We start from the raw sequence: 16,097 nt of genomic DNA, 5'->3' as shown, positions 1-16,097 counted from the left end.
CAGCGTAGCGTCGACAGCGACTGGGAAACGGCGTGAAACGCCCGCATTTCTTAGGCCAGAGGCAGCCTGGCGAGCACAGGGCACCGCCGCGAGGTGGCGAACCCGCCTTATCACGCAACATTAACGAAACAATTCGAACACAAGCGCCGGCTCGCTGCCCAGGCATCGGAGCCGGGCCGGCACGGTTCAGTCGGCCGGCCCGTCCAGCTCCGGCGCGGCCGGATCGGCGGCATCGCCCTCGGCCACGAACACGCGGGTACCGGCCGCGTCCAGCACCGCAGCCAGGTCGGGCGGCGGCGCGCGGTCGGTGAACCAGGCCTGCACCCGTCCGATCGGCCCCAGCCGGACCATCGCGTTACGGCCGAGCTTGCTGTGGTCGGCGGCCAGGAACACCTGCCGCGAGTGCTCGATGATCGCCTGCGCCACCCGCACCTCGTGGAAATCGAAATCCAGCAAGGTGCCGTCGGGGTCGATGCCGGAAATGCCGATCACGCCGAAGTCCACCTTGAACTGGCGGATCAGCTCGATGGTCGCCTCGCCGGTGACGCCCTGGTCGCGGCCGCGCACGCGCCCGCCGGCCACCATCACCTCGAAGCTGGGATTGGCGCTCATCATCACCGCGACGTTGAGGTTGTTGGTGATCACGCGCAGGCCGCTGTGGCCCATCAGCGCGCGCGCCACGTCCTCGTTGGTGGTGCCGATGTTGATGAACAGCGAGGCGTCGTCGGGAATGTGCTGCGCCAGCAGCGTGGCGATGCGCCGCTTCTCCCGCGCCTGCAGCGACTTGCGCGCCGCGTAGGCCAGGTTCTCCACGCTCGACGGCAGGCTCACTCCGCCGTGGTAGCGGCGCAGCACGCCGGCCTCGCACAGCAGGGTCAGGTCGCGGCGGATAGTCTGCGGCGTCACCTCGAAACGCGCCGCCAGCCCTTCCACTTCGGCATAGCCCTGCTGGCGCACCAGCGCCACCAGTTGCTCCTGGCGCGGATTGAGCGCGGACACTGCGCTCGGCTTGGGAATCGGATGGTCCATGCGCCGATGATGGCGCATGCGCCGGCGGATGCAACCGCGCCGCGCCGCGACATGGCGCCATGCCGCGTGCACACCGTCGGTGAACCGCAGCCATGGCCTGCGCCGGCGTGGTCTACGCGCCGGTGCGGGCCAGCGCCTAGACTAGCGCCCCTCCCCGGGCCTCCCGGCACTCCCGCACCGATCATGCTCAACAACGACATCCTGCGCTCCATCCGCTACATGCTCGACCTGAGCGACCAGAAGATCGTCGATCTGGCCCACCTCGCCGATCCGGCGTTCGCGATCGACAAGACGCAGATCCCGGCCTGGCTGAAGAAAGAGGACGAGGACGGCTTCGTCGAGTGCAGCGACGCGGTGCTGGCGCACGTGCTGGACGGGCTGGTGTTCCACTACCGCGGCCGCGACGACAGCCTGCCGCCGCGCCCGGTGGAAGCGCGCATCACCAACAACGTGGTGCTGAAGAAGCTGCGCGTGGCGTTCCAGCTCAAGGACGTGGACATGCACCAGATCTTCGACGCCGCCGGTTTCCCGGTGTCCAAGCCGGAGCTGTCGGCGCTGTTCCGGCAGCCGGAGCACAAGAATTTCCGCCTGTGCGGCGACCAGTTGCTGCGCAACTTCCTCAAGGGCCTGACCCTGCGCGTGCGCGCCGCCGGCTGAGCCGCGCGCCCCGCCGCAGCAGGGCGCGGCCGTGGCCGCGAGGCGGGCGATCCGCACGCCGGCCATCGCGAATCGGTAGGATGCGCCCAGTCCGCCACCACCGCGGGCGCGGCCGGCTGTCGGCCCTGCCCGCCTCCCGTTCCGCTCGAGGGTCCCCATGAAGCTAGAGGCGCTGTTCGACCAGTTGCACACCCTGCCGACCATTCCCCAGGTGGCGCAGGACCTGATCCTGCAGTTCGATGCGCCGGGCACCAGCCTGGACGCGGTGGCGCGCAACATCGAGCGGGACCCGGTGATCGCGGCCAAGGTGCTGCGGCTGGCCAATTCGGCGCGCTTCCGCGGCGCGCGCGATTCCACCACCGTGGAAGACGCGGCGTTGCGCCTGGGCTTCAACACCTTGCGCACCCTGGTGCTGGCGTCCTCGGTGACCGGCGCGTTCCATGCGCCGGCGCATTTCGACCTGCGCGCGTTCTGGCTGCACAGCTTCGAAGTGGCCGGCGTGTGCCGGCTGCTGGCGCGGCAGAAGGGCCTGGACGCGGAGACCGCTTTCACCTGCGGCATGATGCACAACATCGGCGAACTGCTGATCCAGACCGGCGCGCCCGACTATGCCGCGCAACTGCACCCGGACGCCTCCTCCAGCGGCCGCGCCGCCGACGAGACCGTGCAACTGGGCTTCGGCTACCCGGAAGTGGGCGCCGAACTGGCGCGGCGCTGGCACCTGCCGCAGGTGATCCAGACCGCCATCGCCTTCCAGGCGCGGCCGCTGCAGGCCGCGGAAGACGAGCCGATGCCGAAGGTGGTCGCCCAGGCCGCCCTGGTCGCCGACGCGCTGGAGCGCCACGGCGGCGCCAACGCGCAGGCGCGGCAGGCGGTGACCGGCCCGCTGATGGACGACGTGGACCTGGACGCGCTGTTCGCCGCGCTGCCCGCCGTGATCGAGGCCGATCGCGCCTTCACCGAGATGCTGAAGTAAGGGAAGACGTGCTGCCGCGTCGGCCACGCCGCGCGGCAACCGCCACGGAATCTGCGCCTCCCCCGCTTCGCCGTACCCTCATCCGGCGCTACGCGCCCCCTTCTCCCGGTGGGAGAAGGGATGGTTTCCGGCCGGCGCGCGCGGTCGTCGTCGGCACCGCGGCCGCATCGCGCGGTTTGCGCGCTTTCTGCGTCTTTGCAGTTGTCGCCTTCGCACGTGTCTTCTTCGCGGCCTGCGTTGACGTCGTCGATTTCGCCGCGGTCCTGGCCGTGGTCTTGCCCTTGATCCGCGCGGCGCTCTTCTTCGCCAGCGACGTCGCGCCAGAGGCGGATGTGCGTGGGGTCTTGTTCGCCTTGCCGCCCTGGGTCTTGCTCCCAGCGTCACCGCGCCGCGGCTTGGCCGACGCCGCAGCCGCAGCGCGGGCCGGCGATGCACGCAGCGCGACCCAGGTCGGCGCGTGGTCGCTGGCATGCGGCAGGTCGCGCACCCAGCGGTCCACGCCGGCGTCGTGCAGGCGCGCGGCCAGCGGCGGATTCAGCAGCAGGTGGTCGATGCGCAGCCCGGCATCGCGCTGCCAGTGCTGGCGGAAATAGTCCCAGAACGTGTACACGCGGCGCGCGCCGTGCACCTGGCGCAGGCTGTCGGTCCAGCCCTGCGCCAGCAGTCCGGCATAGGCCTGGCGGCTCTCCGGCTGCAGCAGCGCATCGCGCCGCCACGAGGCCGTGTTGTAGATGTCCGCATCGGTGGGCACCACGTTGAAGTCGCCGATCAGGGCCACCGGATGCGGCAACGCCACCAACTGCTGCGCATGCCGCTGCAGCCGTGCGAACCAGTCCAGCTTGTAGTCGAACTTCGGCCCTGGGCGCGGATTGCCGTTGGGCAGGTACAGGCAGCCGACCAGCACGCCGTGCGCCATCGCCTCGATGTAGCGGCTCTGGGTGTCGCGCGGATCGCCGGGCAGGCCGCGCCGGCTCTCGACCGGATCGCAGCCCTTGGCCAGCAGTGCCACGCCGTTCCAGCCGGACTGGCCCATCCACACCGCGCCGTAGCCGGCGGCATGCAGCGCGGCGAGCGGGAAGCCGGCGTCCACGCTTTTGAGTTCCTGCAGCCCGACGATGTCCGGCGCCTCGCGCTGCAGCCATTGCAGCAGGTGCGGCAAGCGGCTGCGGATGCCGTTGACGTTGTAGGTGGCGATCTTGAGCGTCTTCATCCGGCGCACCTGCAGAACCTGCCGTCACCTTCGCCCCGCTACCCTCGCCGCATCGTGAAAACCGGAGCCGGCGCATGACCCCGCTCGACAAGCCCTTGCGCCGCGAACTGGACATCGACGGCACGCGCTTCACCCTGACCGTGGACCCGGACGGCCTGAAGCTCACCGAAAAGGGCCGGCGCAAAGGCCTGGAACTGCGCTGGAGCGCGCTGGTCAGCGGCGACGCCGCCTTGGCCACCGCCTTGCAGGCCTCATTGGCCGATCGCCCCGGCAAGCGCTGAGCGCAAGCGAGGCAAGCGCTACGCCCGCACCATGCGGGCAGGCGTGGCCACCGATGGTGCTATCGTCGCGCCTTCGGCAACCAGCAGGGAGCGGGCGGATGCGCAGGCGCGACGGGAATGCTGTCGGAAACCGGCAGACGCGTGCCCACCAGGCACCACGGGTCATGCGACCGCTGCTGCTCGCCCTGCTGCCGCTGGCCGCGCACGCCGCGCCGGACGTGCCGGAGCGCTTGCACGTGTCCAGCACCAGCGAATACGCCGCAGGCACGCCCGAATGGCGACAGGTGCGCGACTGGCTGGCGCAGCACCGGCCGTCGCAAGCCGGCCCCGCCCAGGCCCAGAACCTGCAGCGGCTCGGCCCCCTGGTGCTGACCTACGCACGGGCGCTGCACGGCGTTCCGACCCAGGCGCCCGAAGCCCTGCCACTGCCCGACCAGGGCACCACAGGCGACAGCATCGCCATCGCCAGTTGCCTCGACGGCCTGCGGCAATCGTGGGTCTACGCCGTCGAGGAACCGTCCGCGCGTGCATGGACGCTGACCTCGTTCACCGCCGCGCAGAGGACGGACTGCACGCAGGCCAACGGCGCGCCCTGACCCTGCAAAGCGCTCCCACCGGCACTGCTTCAGGTCGCCTCGCTTCGCTCGCTGTTGCCACGCTGCGACAAGGGCGCGTCTTGCCTGAGACGAGCGGTTTCAGCCACGACGGGCGTTATCGGCAACGCCTCCTCGCGGCTCACGCAGCGCGTGTCAGATCGCACGCGCGTCGCTGGGTTGCGTATTGGAGCTGGGGCCGTAGGACAGCCGGTAGTGCTGCGGGTTGTTATCGTTCGTTTCCGTCGCGGCCGCGGCGACGATGTCGACCTTGAATTGGTTTCGGCCGCAGGGTTGTGCAGGTAGCGGGTGTACGTCCGCTCCCAGTTGGTCGGATCGTCGAGGTGTTCGGCACGGATCTTCTTCCAGACGGGATACGACATGGCATGGACTCCTTGGGTTGGTGGACGGACCTGCACCTGCCAGCGCGATGCCGGCGTGCGATGCCATGTTTGTGCTGACCGCAACCAAGACCAATCGGCATACGCCTGATCTTCGCGCGCCGCGATGCGACCTGTCGGCACATGCCCAGCGCATCTGCAACAGAGCCGGTTGCGCTGCGAACAATGGCAGCGCCGTCGCCGGGAGTCGCGGACGGCCGCTTGCATCGCTGCCGAAGCAGGCAGGTCTCGGCTACCATCGCCCCGCGCGCGCCGCGCGTGCCCACTGTCTCCTCGCTCGCCCCCGCCCATGCCCGCCGCCGCTTCGTCCCGCCCCGCTGCAACTCCCCTCGTCGGCCGCCTGCGCACCATCGTCCGCGTCGCCATCTGCCTGGTCGCCAGCGTGCTGCTGATCCCGCCGCAGTGGCTGCTGATGCGCTTCACCCGCGGCCGCGGCGCGTTCGTACTGCCGCGACTGTGGTTCGGCTGCCTGCGGCGCGCCCTGGGCATCCGCGTCGAGGTCGTGGGCACGCCACGCGACACCGGCGGGACGCTGTTCGTCGGCAACCACATCTCCCACTTCGACATCGTGGTGCTGGGCAGCCTGCTGCGCGCACGCTTCATCGCCAAGAACGACATGGAGCGCTGGCCCGGCATGCGCCACATCGGCGCGCTGGCGCAGACCGTGTTCATCAGCCGGCGCCGCCAGGACGCCGCGGCAGTGGCCGCCGCCGTAGCCGCGCAACTGCGTCCGGAACATGACGTGGTGCTGTTCGCCGAAGGCACCACGTCCTCCGGCGCACGGGTGGCGCCGTTCAAGTCCAGCCTGTTCTCGCTGTTCCTCGGCACCGAGCCGGGCGCGCGGCACTGGAGCCTGCAACCGTTCACGCTGGAGGTGCGCAGCGTCGATGGGCAGCCGCTGGCGCAGGGCGGCGATCGCGACGCGTATGCCTTCTACGGCGAGATGCAGGCCGGCGCGCACGTCGCGCATTTCCTGCGCCTGTCCGGTGCCGTGGTCAGGGTGACCTTCCACGCACCGATCGCGGTGGCGCCGGGCAGCGACCGCAAGGCGCTGGCCGCGCAGTTGCACGGCATCGTGGCCTCTGCGCTGCCGGTCGCGCCGACGGATGCCGCTGCGGCCTAGGACGGCGGCACGCGCCGGCGCGCACCGGCAAGGCCCGACGGCGCATCAGGGCGTGGTGTCCGGCGCCAGCGGCTCCGACAAGCGCACCACCGCGTCCTGCTTGCGTCACTCCATCGCGCCCAGCGCCGGCCAGGTCTCGGCATCGCGGCGCAGGCAGGCGACGCCACGCGCGTCACGGCCACCGACGGACCGCCCGGTGGGCGCCAGCGCGGCGGCGCCCGTTGCGCGCCTCATGCCGGTCGCTGGTTCGGCAAAGACCATCGCGCCGCGTCGCGCTCCGCCTGCCGCGCGGCGGCAGAAGGAGCAACGCGTGCATGCCGCCCCCGTGGCGACGCCCGCTCAGTGCCTGGCCGCCTCGCACAGCTTGCGGTTGAACCAGGTGGACTTGGCGATGGGCAGGTAGGCGTCCCAGTCGCTGGGCGGCAGCATGGCGCTCTGCGTGTCCAGTTGCGCCTGGAACGAGGCCTCGTCGCGGCTGCGGCCGGCCATGGTGCCGTCCAGCGCCGCCAGGCACTCCTGCGGCCGGCCCAGGCGCAGCAAGGTGATGGCGCGGTCGTTGGCGAAGCGATCCCGGTCCAGCCAGTTGAGGAAACCGCCGCACTCGCCTTCGAACGCCTGCATGCCGGCCAGCGCCTGCGCGTAGCGCTTGCCGCGATAGTCCTGCAGATACGCCTCGCGCCGCCGGCTGCTGGCCGCGGCGGTGCAGCCGGCCGGCAGCCGCAGGTAGTCGCCCTCGAAACTGGCGCGCATGCCGCAGTAGTCGCGGCAGCTCTCCTCGGTCAGCGCGGCCACGTTGAACCCGCCTTGCACCGGCTTGAACGCGAGCCTGCACGGCACGTCGCCGGCGTCGTTCAGCTCCGCCTTGTCGCCCTGCAGCGTGCCCGACAGCGAACAGGTGTGGCCGTTGGCGCCGACCGACAACAGGTCGAACTGGCGCGCCCCGCCCTGCTCGGTGACCCGCATGCTGCCCCAGCCTTCCTTGGTGGCGTACTCGCCGGGCGTCGGGCCGGCCGCCGCCGCACCGAACGTCACCAGCCACACCAGCATCGCGCTCCATCCGTCTCGCCGTGTCATCGCCTGTTCCTGCTTCGATCAGAACCGGCAAGTGTGCGGCATCGCCTCGCTGGCAGACCAGTCCCGCCACATGCGCTGGCGGATGCAGCGCGCTGCGCCGCATCACGCCTGCGCGCGTGTTCCGCGCGACAATCCGCGCATGACCCGCCTTCTGCTCTCGCTCGCCGGCATGCTCGCCGGCATCGCCGCCGCCGCGCCGCTGCCCGAGCGCATGCTGGTCTTCAGCAAGACCGCCGGCTACCGCCACGACTCCATCCCCACCGCGGTGGCGACCTTGCGCCAGCTTGGCGAGGCCGAGGGGCTGGCCGTGGACCACAGCGAGGACGCCGGCGTGTTCACCGCCGACAACCTGGCGCGCTATCGCGTGGTCGCCTTCGCCAGCACCACCGGCGAGATCCTCGATGCCGACCAGCAGCGCGCGTTCGAAGGCTTCGTGCGCAACGGCGGCGGCTTCCTCGGCGTGCATGCCGCGGCCGACACCGGCTACCAATGGCCGTGGTACGGACGCCTGGTCGGCGCCTGGTTCCAGAGCCATCCGCCCGGCCTGCAGTCCACCCGGGTGCAACCCGAACGCGACGGTCGCCCGTACGGCGCGGCGTGGCCGATCCGCGACGAGCTCTACAACTTCCGCCACAACCCGCGCGGCCAGGTGCAGGTCGTCGCCACCGTGGACGAACGCCTGTACGCCGGCGGCAGCATGGGCGCCGACCATCCCATCGCCTGGCGCCATGCCTTCGACGGCGGCCGCGCCTGGTACACCGGCCTGGGCCACGACGCGGCGGTGTACGCCGATGCGAACTTCCTGGCGCAGCTGCGCCAGGGCGTGCGCTACGCCGCGGGACGCGACGACGCGGACTGAAGCGTCCCGGCGGGCTGCGCGACAGGCGCGGCCGGCCTGACTGGCGCGAGCGCCACGCACGCCGTCGCACGGACCGTGGCACGTCCCCGCATTCGCCCGGGTTGGCTGCGCCCGCCACCGCCCCTACCGATCAGCGCAGCGGCATCCGGCTGCGGAACTCGGCCAGCACCAGGGCACGAAGCCAGCGGTGCGCCACGTCGTGCTCCAGCCGCGGATGCCACAACATCGACACGGTGATGGCCTCGGTGAGTACCGGCAGCGCGAACACGTGTGCGGGCTCGCGCAGCGTGTCGGGCTGCCCCGCCATGAACGAGGCCGGCACCAGTGCGATCAGGTCCGAGCCGCGCGCGACCGCCAACGCGGCGGAAAAGCTGGGCACCACGGTCGCGACATGGCGAACCAGGCCCATCTGCTGCAGCGCGTCGTCCACCGGTCCCTGCGCCCGCCCGCGCCGCGAGGCCACCACGTGGCCGAACGCCACGTAACGCTGCGCACTCACCTGCGCCTCGCGCGCCAGCGGATGGCCGCCGCGCACCGCGCCGACGAAGCGATCGCGGAACAGGCCCTGCACGCGCAGTTCCGGCCCCATTTCGCTCAGCACCCCGATCTCCAGATCGGCCAAGCCCTCGCGCAGCGGCCCGGCGGTCTTCTGCGCCTTGGCGACGAACCGCAGGCGCACCTGCGGCGCCGACGCGGCCACCGCGGCGACCAGCATCGCCGCGAACGCCTCCACGAAGGCATCGTTGGCGCGCACGGTGAAGGTGCGCTGCAACGTCCCCGGATCCAGCGCGGCCGGCGCCGGGCGCAGCACCGCGCGTGCGGCCTCCACCGCGTCGCGGGCGCGCTCGCGCAGTTGAAGCGCATGCGGTGTCGCCACCATCGCACCGCCGGCGCGGACCAGCAGCGCATCGCCGGTCGCCTCGCGCAGCCGGGTCAGCGTCCGGCTCATCGCCGACGCGCTCAGCCCGAGCCGCCGCGCGGCGCCGGCGACGCTGGCTTCCGCCAGCAGCGCGTCGAGGGCGATCAACAGATTCAGATCCGGTTCCGGCATACGCGCTTTCCCACGGTGGCGAATGGACACAGGCGTCCCACGCAAGGCGTCAATGCATCCGACGCGCGTTCCGCTGGGCGACCCGCGCGCCTAGAGTGCGCAGACCGCCAGCGGACCCCGCGTGCCGAGGCCGCGCCGGCCACGAGGAGACCCACCATGATCCACGCCCCTGCACAAAATACCGTCCTGCTGATCGGCGCCTCGCGCGGCCTGGGCCTGGCGATGGCCGAAGGCTACCTGAGACGCGGCTGGCGCGTCATCGCCACCGAGCGCGCCGGCGCGCCCAGTGCACTGCACCGCCTTGCCGCGGCGCATCCGCAGGCGCTGCGCATCGAATGCGTCGACATCACCGTCCCGGCGCAGCTGGCCGCGCTGCGCGCGCGCCTGCAGGGCGAGGTCGTGGATCTTCTGTTCGTCAACGCCGGCGTCAAGAACGACGACCGCGAGACCGTCGCCGATGTCGCCACCGACGAATTCGTCCGGGTCATGGTCACCAACACGCTGAGCCCCATGCGCACCATCGAGACCTTGCGCGACCTGGTGCGCGACACCGGCAGCATCGGCGTGATGTCGTCCGGGCAAGGCAGCATCGCCAACAACACGAACGGCCAGCACGAGATCTACCGCAGCAGCAAGGCGGCGCTGAACATGCTGATGCGCAGCTTCGCCGCCCGCCAGCGCGACAGCGCGCGCACCCTGCTGCTGATGGCGCCCGGCTGGGTGCGCACTGACCTGGGCGGACCGGACGCGCGCCTGTCCATCGACGACAGCATCCCGCGCCTGCTCGACACCATCGACGCCGCCCACGGCCGCGGCGGCCTGCACTACCTGGACTACCTGGGCCGCGTGGTGCCCTGGTAAACGCCGCCGCAGGCCAGTGACGCGCCGGCGCGCTACGCTCGCTTACGCCCCTTCGGCCTGCACCAAGGCCAGCGCGTCCTGCTCCGGCAGCGGCCGCGACAGGAAATAGCCCTGCACGAAATCGACGCCGAGCGCGCGCAGGGTGTCCAGTTCCTCGGCCGTCTCCACGCCCTCGGCCACGACATGCGAGCCGATCTCGTGCGCGAAGTTGGTCAGCCCCTTGGCCAGCGCGCGGCACGTGCGGTCGCTGTCGATACAGTGGGTGATGCTCATGTCGAGCTTGATCACGTCCGGCTGCAGCCGCAGGATGTGGCGCATGCTGGCATAACCGGCGCCGGCGTCGTCCACCGCCAGGCGCGCGCCGCGCGCGCGCAGCGGCGCCAGCGCATCGGCCAGTTCCTGGTAGTCGCGCACGATGGCGTGCTCGGTGATCTCCAGGGTCAGGCGCGCCACGTCGATGTCCTCCCCCAGCAGCAGCGCCAGCGCCTCGGACGTCAGCAGCTCCGGCGACAGATTGAGATTGAGCCGGTAGGTCGGCGGGAACCGCCGCAGATAGGCCAGCGTCTTGGCCACCACGTGCAGCTCCAGGCGGATGCCGACGCCGGCCAGCTCGGCCTGCTGGAACCACTGGTCGGGGCCGCGCTGCGGGGCGATGTCGAAACGCGACAGGCACTCGAATCCGTGCAGGCGCATGCCGTCCAGCGCGAACAACGGCTGGAACACGATGCGCGGCGCGCCCGCGGCCATTGCGCCGTCGATCTCGTCGATCATCGCCTGCCGCTCCAGCTTGTGCGCCTCCACTTCTTGCAGGCGCAGCGCAAGAATCTCGGCGAATGCGCGCAGCATGCCGATGTCGCGCGGGCCCAGGTCGTGCCTGGGCAGAAAGCTGAAACAGCACAGCGTGCCGTACACCCGGCCACTGACCTGGATCGGCACGCTCATGTGCGCGCCGATCGGGATCGAGAAGGTCGCCGGGATGCATTGCGCGGCCGGCTCCAGCGAGGTATCCGGAATGAGCTGTGGCAGATCGCCTCGGACCACGCCCATGCAGTAGCCGTCGGCCAACGGCAGGATCTGGCCTTCGTGGATCGGGCAACCGGGCGGCGCGTCCACGTGGTCGAGCACGCGATCGGTCTCGCGGAAGCGCGACAGGAACGCCACGTCCATGCCCAGGTGCCGGCGCACCACGCGCAGGCAGCGGCGCAGTTCGCGATCGCTGATCTCGCCGGACAGCAGCTCGAACAACGGATGAGATCCCACTCCTTCCCCGGTCCACGGCATCCTGCGTCTCCCCTGAAAGCGTTGCGGCGACCGCAGCCTCCCCGACCGCGGCGCGGGCCCGCGCACACGTCGCTGGATCCCAGGACATCTGTCCTGTTGCCCAGCGAGCGACATGTTCATGCCACCCGACTGTACGGCGTGTCACACAACAGCGAAAGCGCCCGTCGTTCAGATAGCTGAGGTGTCTACGGCGGCTGCCCCGCGTCGGACATCGCCACCGCGCGTTCGCAGGAGCTGCCCCCCCCCCCCTGCGGCGGGCAAGCCAGGCGTGGAACGCCGGCCGCCGCTCGCCAGCGGGGGCAGCCGCTCCGGTTGAGCGGCCTCGGAGCGCGCGATCGAGGCAACGCGTGCCGGCCGGTCGCGGGTGCGGCGAGCACGTCAGACGTAGACCGCCAGCCCCAACAGATCCAGCGCGCCATGCGCCATGATCGCCGGCCACAGCCGCCTGGTCCTGGCCACCCACCAGCCCAGGATCAGCCCCACCAGCAGGATGCAGATGGCACCGGTGGCCCCCTGGTACAGGTGATACGCCCCGCGGATCGCCACGCTGACATTGACCGCGAACGCCTGGCTGTGCCGCCGCTCGAGCGCCCGGATGACGTAACCGCAGACGAACACTTCCTCGAAGACCGGATTGAGCAGCGAGACCGCCAGCACCGCCGCGATCGACAGCCGCCCGGCGACCATCCCGTCGATCGCAGGCGCGTCGGCCGCTGCCCCCGCACTCAGCAGACGCCACGTGTAGGTCGCCAGCACGCAGGCGGCCAGCAATCCCAGCCCCGCGCGGAGATCGCGCACCTGCCACTGCAGCCCCAGGGTCTGCGGCGTCCAGCCGCGGAACCACAGCAGCGGCAGCAACACCGCCAGCAGCAGCAGTTCGTGGCACACCATCCACCACAGACTCGCGTCGGAAAACGACGGCTCGACCGTCGGCGCCAACACCGCCATCGTGCTGGAGTAGATCGGCAACCCGAACGCCACCGCCACCACCAGCAACAGCTCGCCCCATCCGCATGATGGCTCCCCACGTCCCGCATTCACGCTCCCTGTCTCGCTCCATCCAATTAAGAATTGCTTCGTAGCAGGCTATATATGCACGCAATGGAACGCGCGAAAATATATCGAAATTAAAATTGAAAATCATCCCTCATCGACAGAAATCTTCCAGCGAAACCATCAGATCAAAAATATCCTCTGGCACCTCCCCTATTTGCATAGACGAAATTATTGCTTTTGGAGACAGGGCAACAGAATACTTTCTCTGAATTATTTCATTTAACTTGGCAAGAACCTTTTTCCCCGGAGCCATTGCCAATCTAGAGTCAAATTCTTTCCATCGCTCTTCAAACAAGGCATGCGCCTGAGCATGAAGAGTAGAAGAATCATAAGATTTATTACTTTCTCGAAGCTGATCAATAACTCTTGAACTAAACTGCCCAAATATTTCAGGCTTCATATTTTCAATTACAATATTTAAAATTCCTGCAACGTCCTCATCGAATTTTCTCGCTGTAGCTCCGCGCCGCTCTCTATCTTTTAGCTTGGCATGGATACAACGTGAAATCGCATCAGGCACAAGCAAATAATTTTCTATCTCTTTCCTTTTGTGGACGTAACAGAGAGAGCAGAACTTTAAAACCCCGTCTTTAATTTTTTCAACTTCCGAAAAAATTCTATAATCACGGTCAAATATCACCGCCTTCTTAACCTCAAAACCTAGAGACTGCTCCATCCCTTCTGAGAAATCCTTCACGCGCGCAGGATTGAACCCATATGCAGGAACAATAGCAAAACCAGACTGGTTAGCCAAAGAATTTTTCCCTAGCCTTCTTGCAAAAGCACCCAACAAGTCAAAATCACCCCCTTCCACAAATAGCACACGCCGAGTTTTAGAGAGCTGAGTAAGTATCGGATTCAAACCTGACCCAAGCGCTGTAAAAACCCCAGCAAGATCTAAAGGGCGAGATATCTTCCTTGATCGCTTCACCTTTCTATCTATTATTATAATTTCACCAGACTCAGCCTCACTAAGCATCTCAGTTGAGTGAGTGGCAATAAGCGAATCACCTTTCCTATCTCGCAACACCTGGATCAGCTGCCGCTGTATATCAGAATGAAGATATACATCTGGCTCATCAATCACAAGAAAAGAGCCGTCACCTGCCTTGGTGATGAAGGTAATCATCTGACACCAAGCCTGAAACCCAAAACCCGACCAGAAAATCTCCCTAGAAAATCTTTTCTCCTCATAAAACATGTGAAGCCGCGCACCACTTTCGCCATGCGTGAGCTCGGGTTTCCTTATAGTTGTATCGGGCCACGTTTGCTTAATAAGCTCAGAAAATTCAAAAAACTTTTCCGGGTAGTGAAACCAGATATTCCTAAAATTTCGCGACGCTCTGTGCGTTTGTAAAGCCCTACGAGCCGCTTCTTCCCGGAATAATTGCTCATCGTGCTCAACTGGACCAAGAACAGGAACAAAACTCAATGAGAAATCGAAGCATCTTTTGAATTCGCTAGGCGTTTGAGGTATTTTACCCCCATTGTCAACCACAAAAATACAAGTATCGGACTCCGGGAATATGAGCCTCATAGTCCCTCCCGGCGATATTACAAACTCAACTATTGCGGGCTCCGCATCATCGTAGTCTGTAAATATATTCTCGGTGGATATGGATAGACCCTCCAAATCAACACGATACCCATATCCTCTATATACTGGCGAATCAAGATACTCAGCTTTCCTAGAATGTGCACGGCGCAGCCCCTCTCCCAGTATACGCAACGCGCCTATCACTGTAGATTTCCCTGCGTTATTTGGCCCAACCAGGATGTTGAACCCGCCCAAGGAAATCGTGTAGTCACGAAAAGTTTTGTAGTTTGAAAATTTAATTGAAGTAAGATGTGAGGGCATAGATTTTCAACCGCACTTCGAATACCCACAATTCAAACAAGTAGCACACCCATCCATGATCACCAGCGCCTTGGTATTGCACTTGTGACACATCGTGGCCGACGGCGGGAAACTCGCGCCGTCGCCGGTGACGGCGATGTCCTCTTCGTGGTCGGCGGTGGAGTCCCCGGAGGCCGTACCCTCATCCGCCCTTCGGGCACCTTCTCCCGCAGGAGAAGGAACTGCCTTGCTTACTTCACTGTTTTTTTTTGAGCGCTCTTCGTACTGCTTGCGCTTCTCGGCGATCAGCGCGCGCTGGTGGTCGCTCATTTCCGGGTCGTGCAGCAGGCCGATCGACTTCATGTGCTCTTCGACGATGCTGCCCAGTTCGGCCACCAGCGACGGCATGTACACGCCGCCGGCCTTGAAGTAGCCGCCCTTGGGGTCGAACACGGCCTTCATCTCGTCGACCAGGAAGGTGACGTCGCCGCCCTTGCGGAACACGGCGGACATGATGCGGGTCAGCGCCACGATCCACTGGAAGTGCTCCATGGACTTGGAGTTGACGAAGATTTCGAACGGGCGGCGCAGTTCGTGCTCGGTGCCGGCGTTGAGCACGATGTCGTTGAGGGTCACATACATGGCGTGTTCCACCAACGGCGACTTGATCTTGTAGGTGCTGCCGATCAGCACGTCCGGGCGCTCGATGCGCTCGTGCATGTGGATGATGTTGTCCGCCGGCGCTTCGGCCTCGGCGGTGGCACGGTCGATCGACGAGGCGGGCACCGCGGCGGCGTCGCGCGCCTTGTCCTCGGGGATGACGACGGCGTAGCCCTTGATTTTCTGGTCGATCTTGATGGCCATGAGGCGTGCGTTCCTGGAAGGCGGAGCGGGACGGGCGCGGGCCCGGCCTCTCTCCCGCGCGCGGGAGAGAGGGTGCGACGGGACGGCTTACTTCTTGGCGCGGGTAGCCGCGGCCTTCTTGCCGGCGGCCTTGCGCACGGCGGTCTTCTTCACCGCAGCGCTCTTCTTGGCGACCTTGGCGGTGCTCTTCTTGACCGCCTTGGCGGCCTTGCCCACGGCCTTCTTGGCCACGGCCTTGCGCGCGCCCACGGCCTTCTTCACCGCGCTCTTCTTGGCGACCACCGACTTCTTGGTCACGGCCTTCTTGGCGGCGACCTTCTTGACCGCCTTCTTCGGCGCGGCCTTCTTGGCGGTCACTTTCTTGGCCGGGGCCTTCTTGGCGACGGCCTTCTTCGCGACAGTTTTCTTGGCGGCGGCCTTCTTCGCCGGCGCCTTCTTCGCCGCCGCCTTCTTGGCGGTCTTCTTGCCGCTCTTGGTCAGCGAGGCCGCTTCGGCCTGGGCGCTGGCCTTGGCCGCTTCCAGCTTCTTGCGCGCGCTGGCGACGGTCTTCTTGACCGCCTTGCCGGCCTTCTCGGCGCGTTTGGCGACGGCCTTCTCGGCCTGCTTCACCACCTTGCGGGTCTTGGCGACCTGGTCCTGCACGCGCTTCTGCACGTTCTCGGCGGTCTGCTTGACGCTGGCCACGGCCTCGCTGGCGGTGGCGGCGATGGTCTCGCCCACGTTGGTGGCGGTTTCTTTCATGTTCTCGGCGACCTGCGTCAGCGTCGCCGTGACGCCATTTCCATTGCTCATAAAACCCTCCTCAGGGTGTCAGTGTTTATGTAACGCAGGCGATGCTATACCGATTGCGGCGAAGCGGGGAGCCGGTAAAAGCGACAACCGGCGGACGGTGGGGAAGCGTTGGGGAAGGGCGGCGCGCCGCGCTCCGTGGCTCCCACCGCCGC

17 protein-coding genes are annotated in these 16,097 nt (G+C 67.1%); 7 read left to right on the top strand and 10 right to left on the bottom strand.

Annotated elements, in window-relative coordinates; genetic code table 11:
* Window positions 1-186: 186 nt before the first annotated feature.
* A complete protein-coding gene (locus tag AC1PME_RS02710; RefSeq protein ID WP_343237525.1) occupies window positions 187-1,047 on the bottom strand; it encodes a DeoR/GlpR family DNA-binding transcription regulator in 861 nt (286 codons plus the stop codon).
* A 165-nt stretch (window positions 1,048-1,212) separates the two neighbouring features.
* Between AC1PME_RS02710 and AC1PME_RS02705 the strand changes: the two genes are divergently transcribed.
* Entirely contained in the window at window positions 1,213-1,686 is a 474-nt protein-coding gene (locus tag AC1PME_RS02705; protein WP_254460160.1) for a YehS family protein, read from the top strand.
* A 157-nt stretch (window positions 1,687-1,843) separates the two neighbouring features.
* On the top strand, window positions 1,844-2,662 hold the full coding sequence (locus tag AC1PME_RS02700) for an HDOD domain-containing protein (RefSeq protein WP_254460159.1): 819 nt from the start codon (window positions 1,844-1,846) through the stop codon (window positions 2,660-2,662).
* 88 nt (window positions 2,663-2,750) lie between these two features.
* On the opposite strand, the gene AC1PME_RS02695 is transcribed toward AC1PME_RS02700, so the two are convergent.
* Window positions 2,751-3,872, bottom strand: coding sequence for an exodeoxyribonuclease III (locus AC1PME_RS02695; RefSeq protein WP_481097216.1), 1,122 nt, complete (start codon window positions 3,870-3,872; stop codon window positions 2,751-2,753).
* Window positions 3,873-3,946: 74 nt separating this feature from the next.
* On the opposite strand from AC1PME_RS02695, the gene AC1PME_RS02690 reads away from it, so the two are divergent.
* The 3 genes from AC1PME_RS02690 (at window position 3,947) to AC1PME_RS02680 (ending at window position 6,270) form a co-directional block, all read left to right on the top strand.
* Window positions 3,947-4,153 carry a hypothetical protein gene (locus AC1PME_RS02690; protein ID WP_481097215.1) on the top strand — a complete coding sequence of 69 codons (207 nt, stop codon included), beginning with the start codon at window positions 3,947-3,949 and terminating at the stop codon, window positions 4,151-4,153.
* A gap of 164 nt (window positions 4,154-4,317) precedes the next feature.
* A complete protein-coding gene (locus AC1PME_RS02685; RefSeq protein WP_254460156.1) occupies window positions 4,318-4,749 on the top strand; it encodes a hypothetical protein in 432 nt (143 codons plus the stop codon).
* Between the two features lie 687 nt (window positions 4,750-5,436).
* Window positions 5,437-6,270, top strand: a complete 834-nt coding sequence (locus tag AC1PME_RS02680; protein ID WP_481097214.1) for a lysophospholipid acyltransferase family protein — start codon at window positions 5,437-5,439, stop codon at window positions 6,268-6,270.
* A gap of 105 nt (window positions 6,271-6,375) precedes the next feature.
* Here AC1PME_RS02680 and AC1PME_RS02675 read toward each other — a convergent pair whose 3' ends face one another.
* Both AC1PME_RS02675 and AC1PME_RS02670 read right to left on the bottom strand, forming a co-directional pair.
* Window positions 6,376-6,504 (bottom strand): hypothetical protein, encoded by a 129-nt coding sequence (locus tag AC1PME_RS02675; RefSeq protein ID WP_307548246.1) that lies wholly within the window; start codon window positions 6,502-6,504, stop codon window positions 6,376-6,378.
* Between the two features lie 105 nt (window positions 6,505-6,609).
* Complete coding sequence (locus AC1PME_RS02670; RefSeq protein ID WP_481097213.1) at window positions 6,610-7,344, bottom strand: hypothetical protein; 735 nt, start codon at window positions 7,342-7,344, stop codon at window positions 6,610-6,612.
* 139 nt (window positions 7,345-7,483) lie between these two features.
* Between AC1PME_RS02670 and AC1PME_RS02665 the strand changes: the two genes are divergently transcribed.
* Window positions 7,484-8,203 (top strand): ThuA domain-containing protein, encoded by a 720-nt coding sequence (locus AC1PME_RS02665; protein WP_254460152.1) that lies wholly within the window; start codon window positions 7,484-7,486, stop codon window positions 8,201-8,203.
* Window positions 8,204-8,333: 130 nt separating this feature from the next.
* On the opposite strand, the gene AC1PME_RS02660 is transcribed toward AC1PME_RS02665, so the two are convergent.
* Window positions 8,334-9,230, bottom strand: coding sequence for a LysR family transcriptional regulator (locus tag AC1PME_RS02660; RefSeq protein WP_307548242.1), 897 nt, complete (start codon window positions 9,228-9,230; stop codon window positions 8,334-8,336).
* 180 nt (window positions 9,231-9,410) lie between these two features.
* On the opposite strand from AC1PME_RS02660, the gene AC1PME_RS02655 reads away from it, so the two are divergent.
* Window positions 9,411-10,115, top strand: coding sequence for an SDR family NAD(P)-dependent oxidoreductase (locus AC1PME_RS02655; RefSeq protein WP_254460150.1), 705 nt, complete (start codon window positions 9,411-9,413; stop codon window positions 10,113-10,115).
* A 42-nt stretch (window positions 10,116-10,157) separates the two neighbouring features.
* Here the strand turns inward: AC1PME_RS02655 and AC1PME_RS02650 are convergent, their stop codons facing one another.
* From AC1PME_RS02650 to AC1PME_RS02630, 5 genes are all read right to left on the bottom strand, one after another.
* Window positions 10,158-11,360 (bottom strand): sensor domain-containing phosphodiesterase, encoded by a 1,203-nt coding sequence (locus AC1PME_RS02650; RefSeq protein ID WP_481097212.1) that lies wholly within the window; start codon window positions 11,358-11,360, stop codon window positions 10,158-10,160.
* Between the two features lie 414 nt (window positions 11,361-11,774).
* Window positions 11,775-12,437 carry a CPBP family intramembrane glutamic endopeptidase gene (locus tag AC1PME_RS02645; RefSeq protein WP_481097211.1) on the bottom strand — a complete coding sequence of 221 codons (663 nt, stop codon included), beginning with the start codon at window positions 12,435-12,437 and terminating at the stop codon, window positions 11,775-11,777.
* Window positions 12,438-12,543: 106 nt separating this feature from the next.
* Window positions 12,544-14,310 (bottom strand): ATP-dependent nuclease, encoded by a 1,767-nt coding sequence (locus AC1PME_RS02640; protein WP_254460147.1) that lies wholly within the window; start codon window positions 14,308-14,310, stop codon window positions 12,544-12,546.
* Between the two features lie 6 nt (window positions 14,311-14,316).
* Entirely contained in the window at window positions 14,317-15,153 is an 837-nt protein-coding gene (locus tag AC1PME_RS02635) for a TSCPD domain-containing protein (protein WP_481097210.1), read from the bottom strand.
* Window positions 15,154-15,240: 87 nt separating this feature from the next.
* The gene (locus AC1PME_RS02630) at window positions 15,241-15,945 is read right to left on the bottom strand and encodes a hypothetical protein (protein WP_481097209.1); all 705 of its coding nucleotides are present in this window, start codon (window positions 15,943-15,945) and stop codon (window positions 15,241-15,243) included.
* Window positions 15,946-16,097: the final 152 nt, after the last annotated feature.

The sequence above is a fragment of the Xanthomonas sp. NCPPB 901 genome (assembly GCF_056725085.1).
This window is presented reverse-complemented; position numbering and strand designations above follow the sequence as displayed.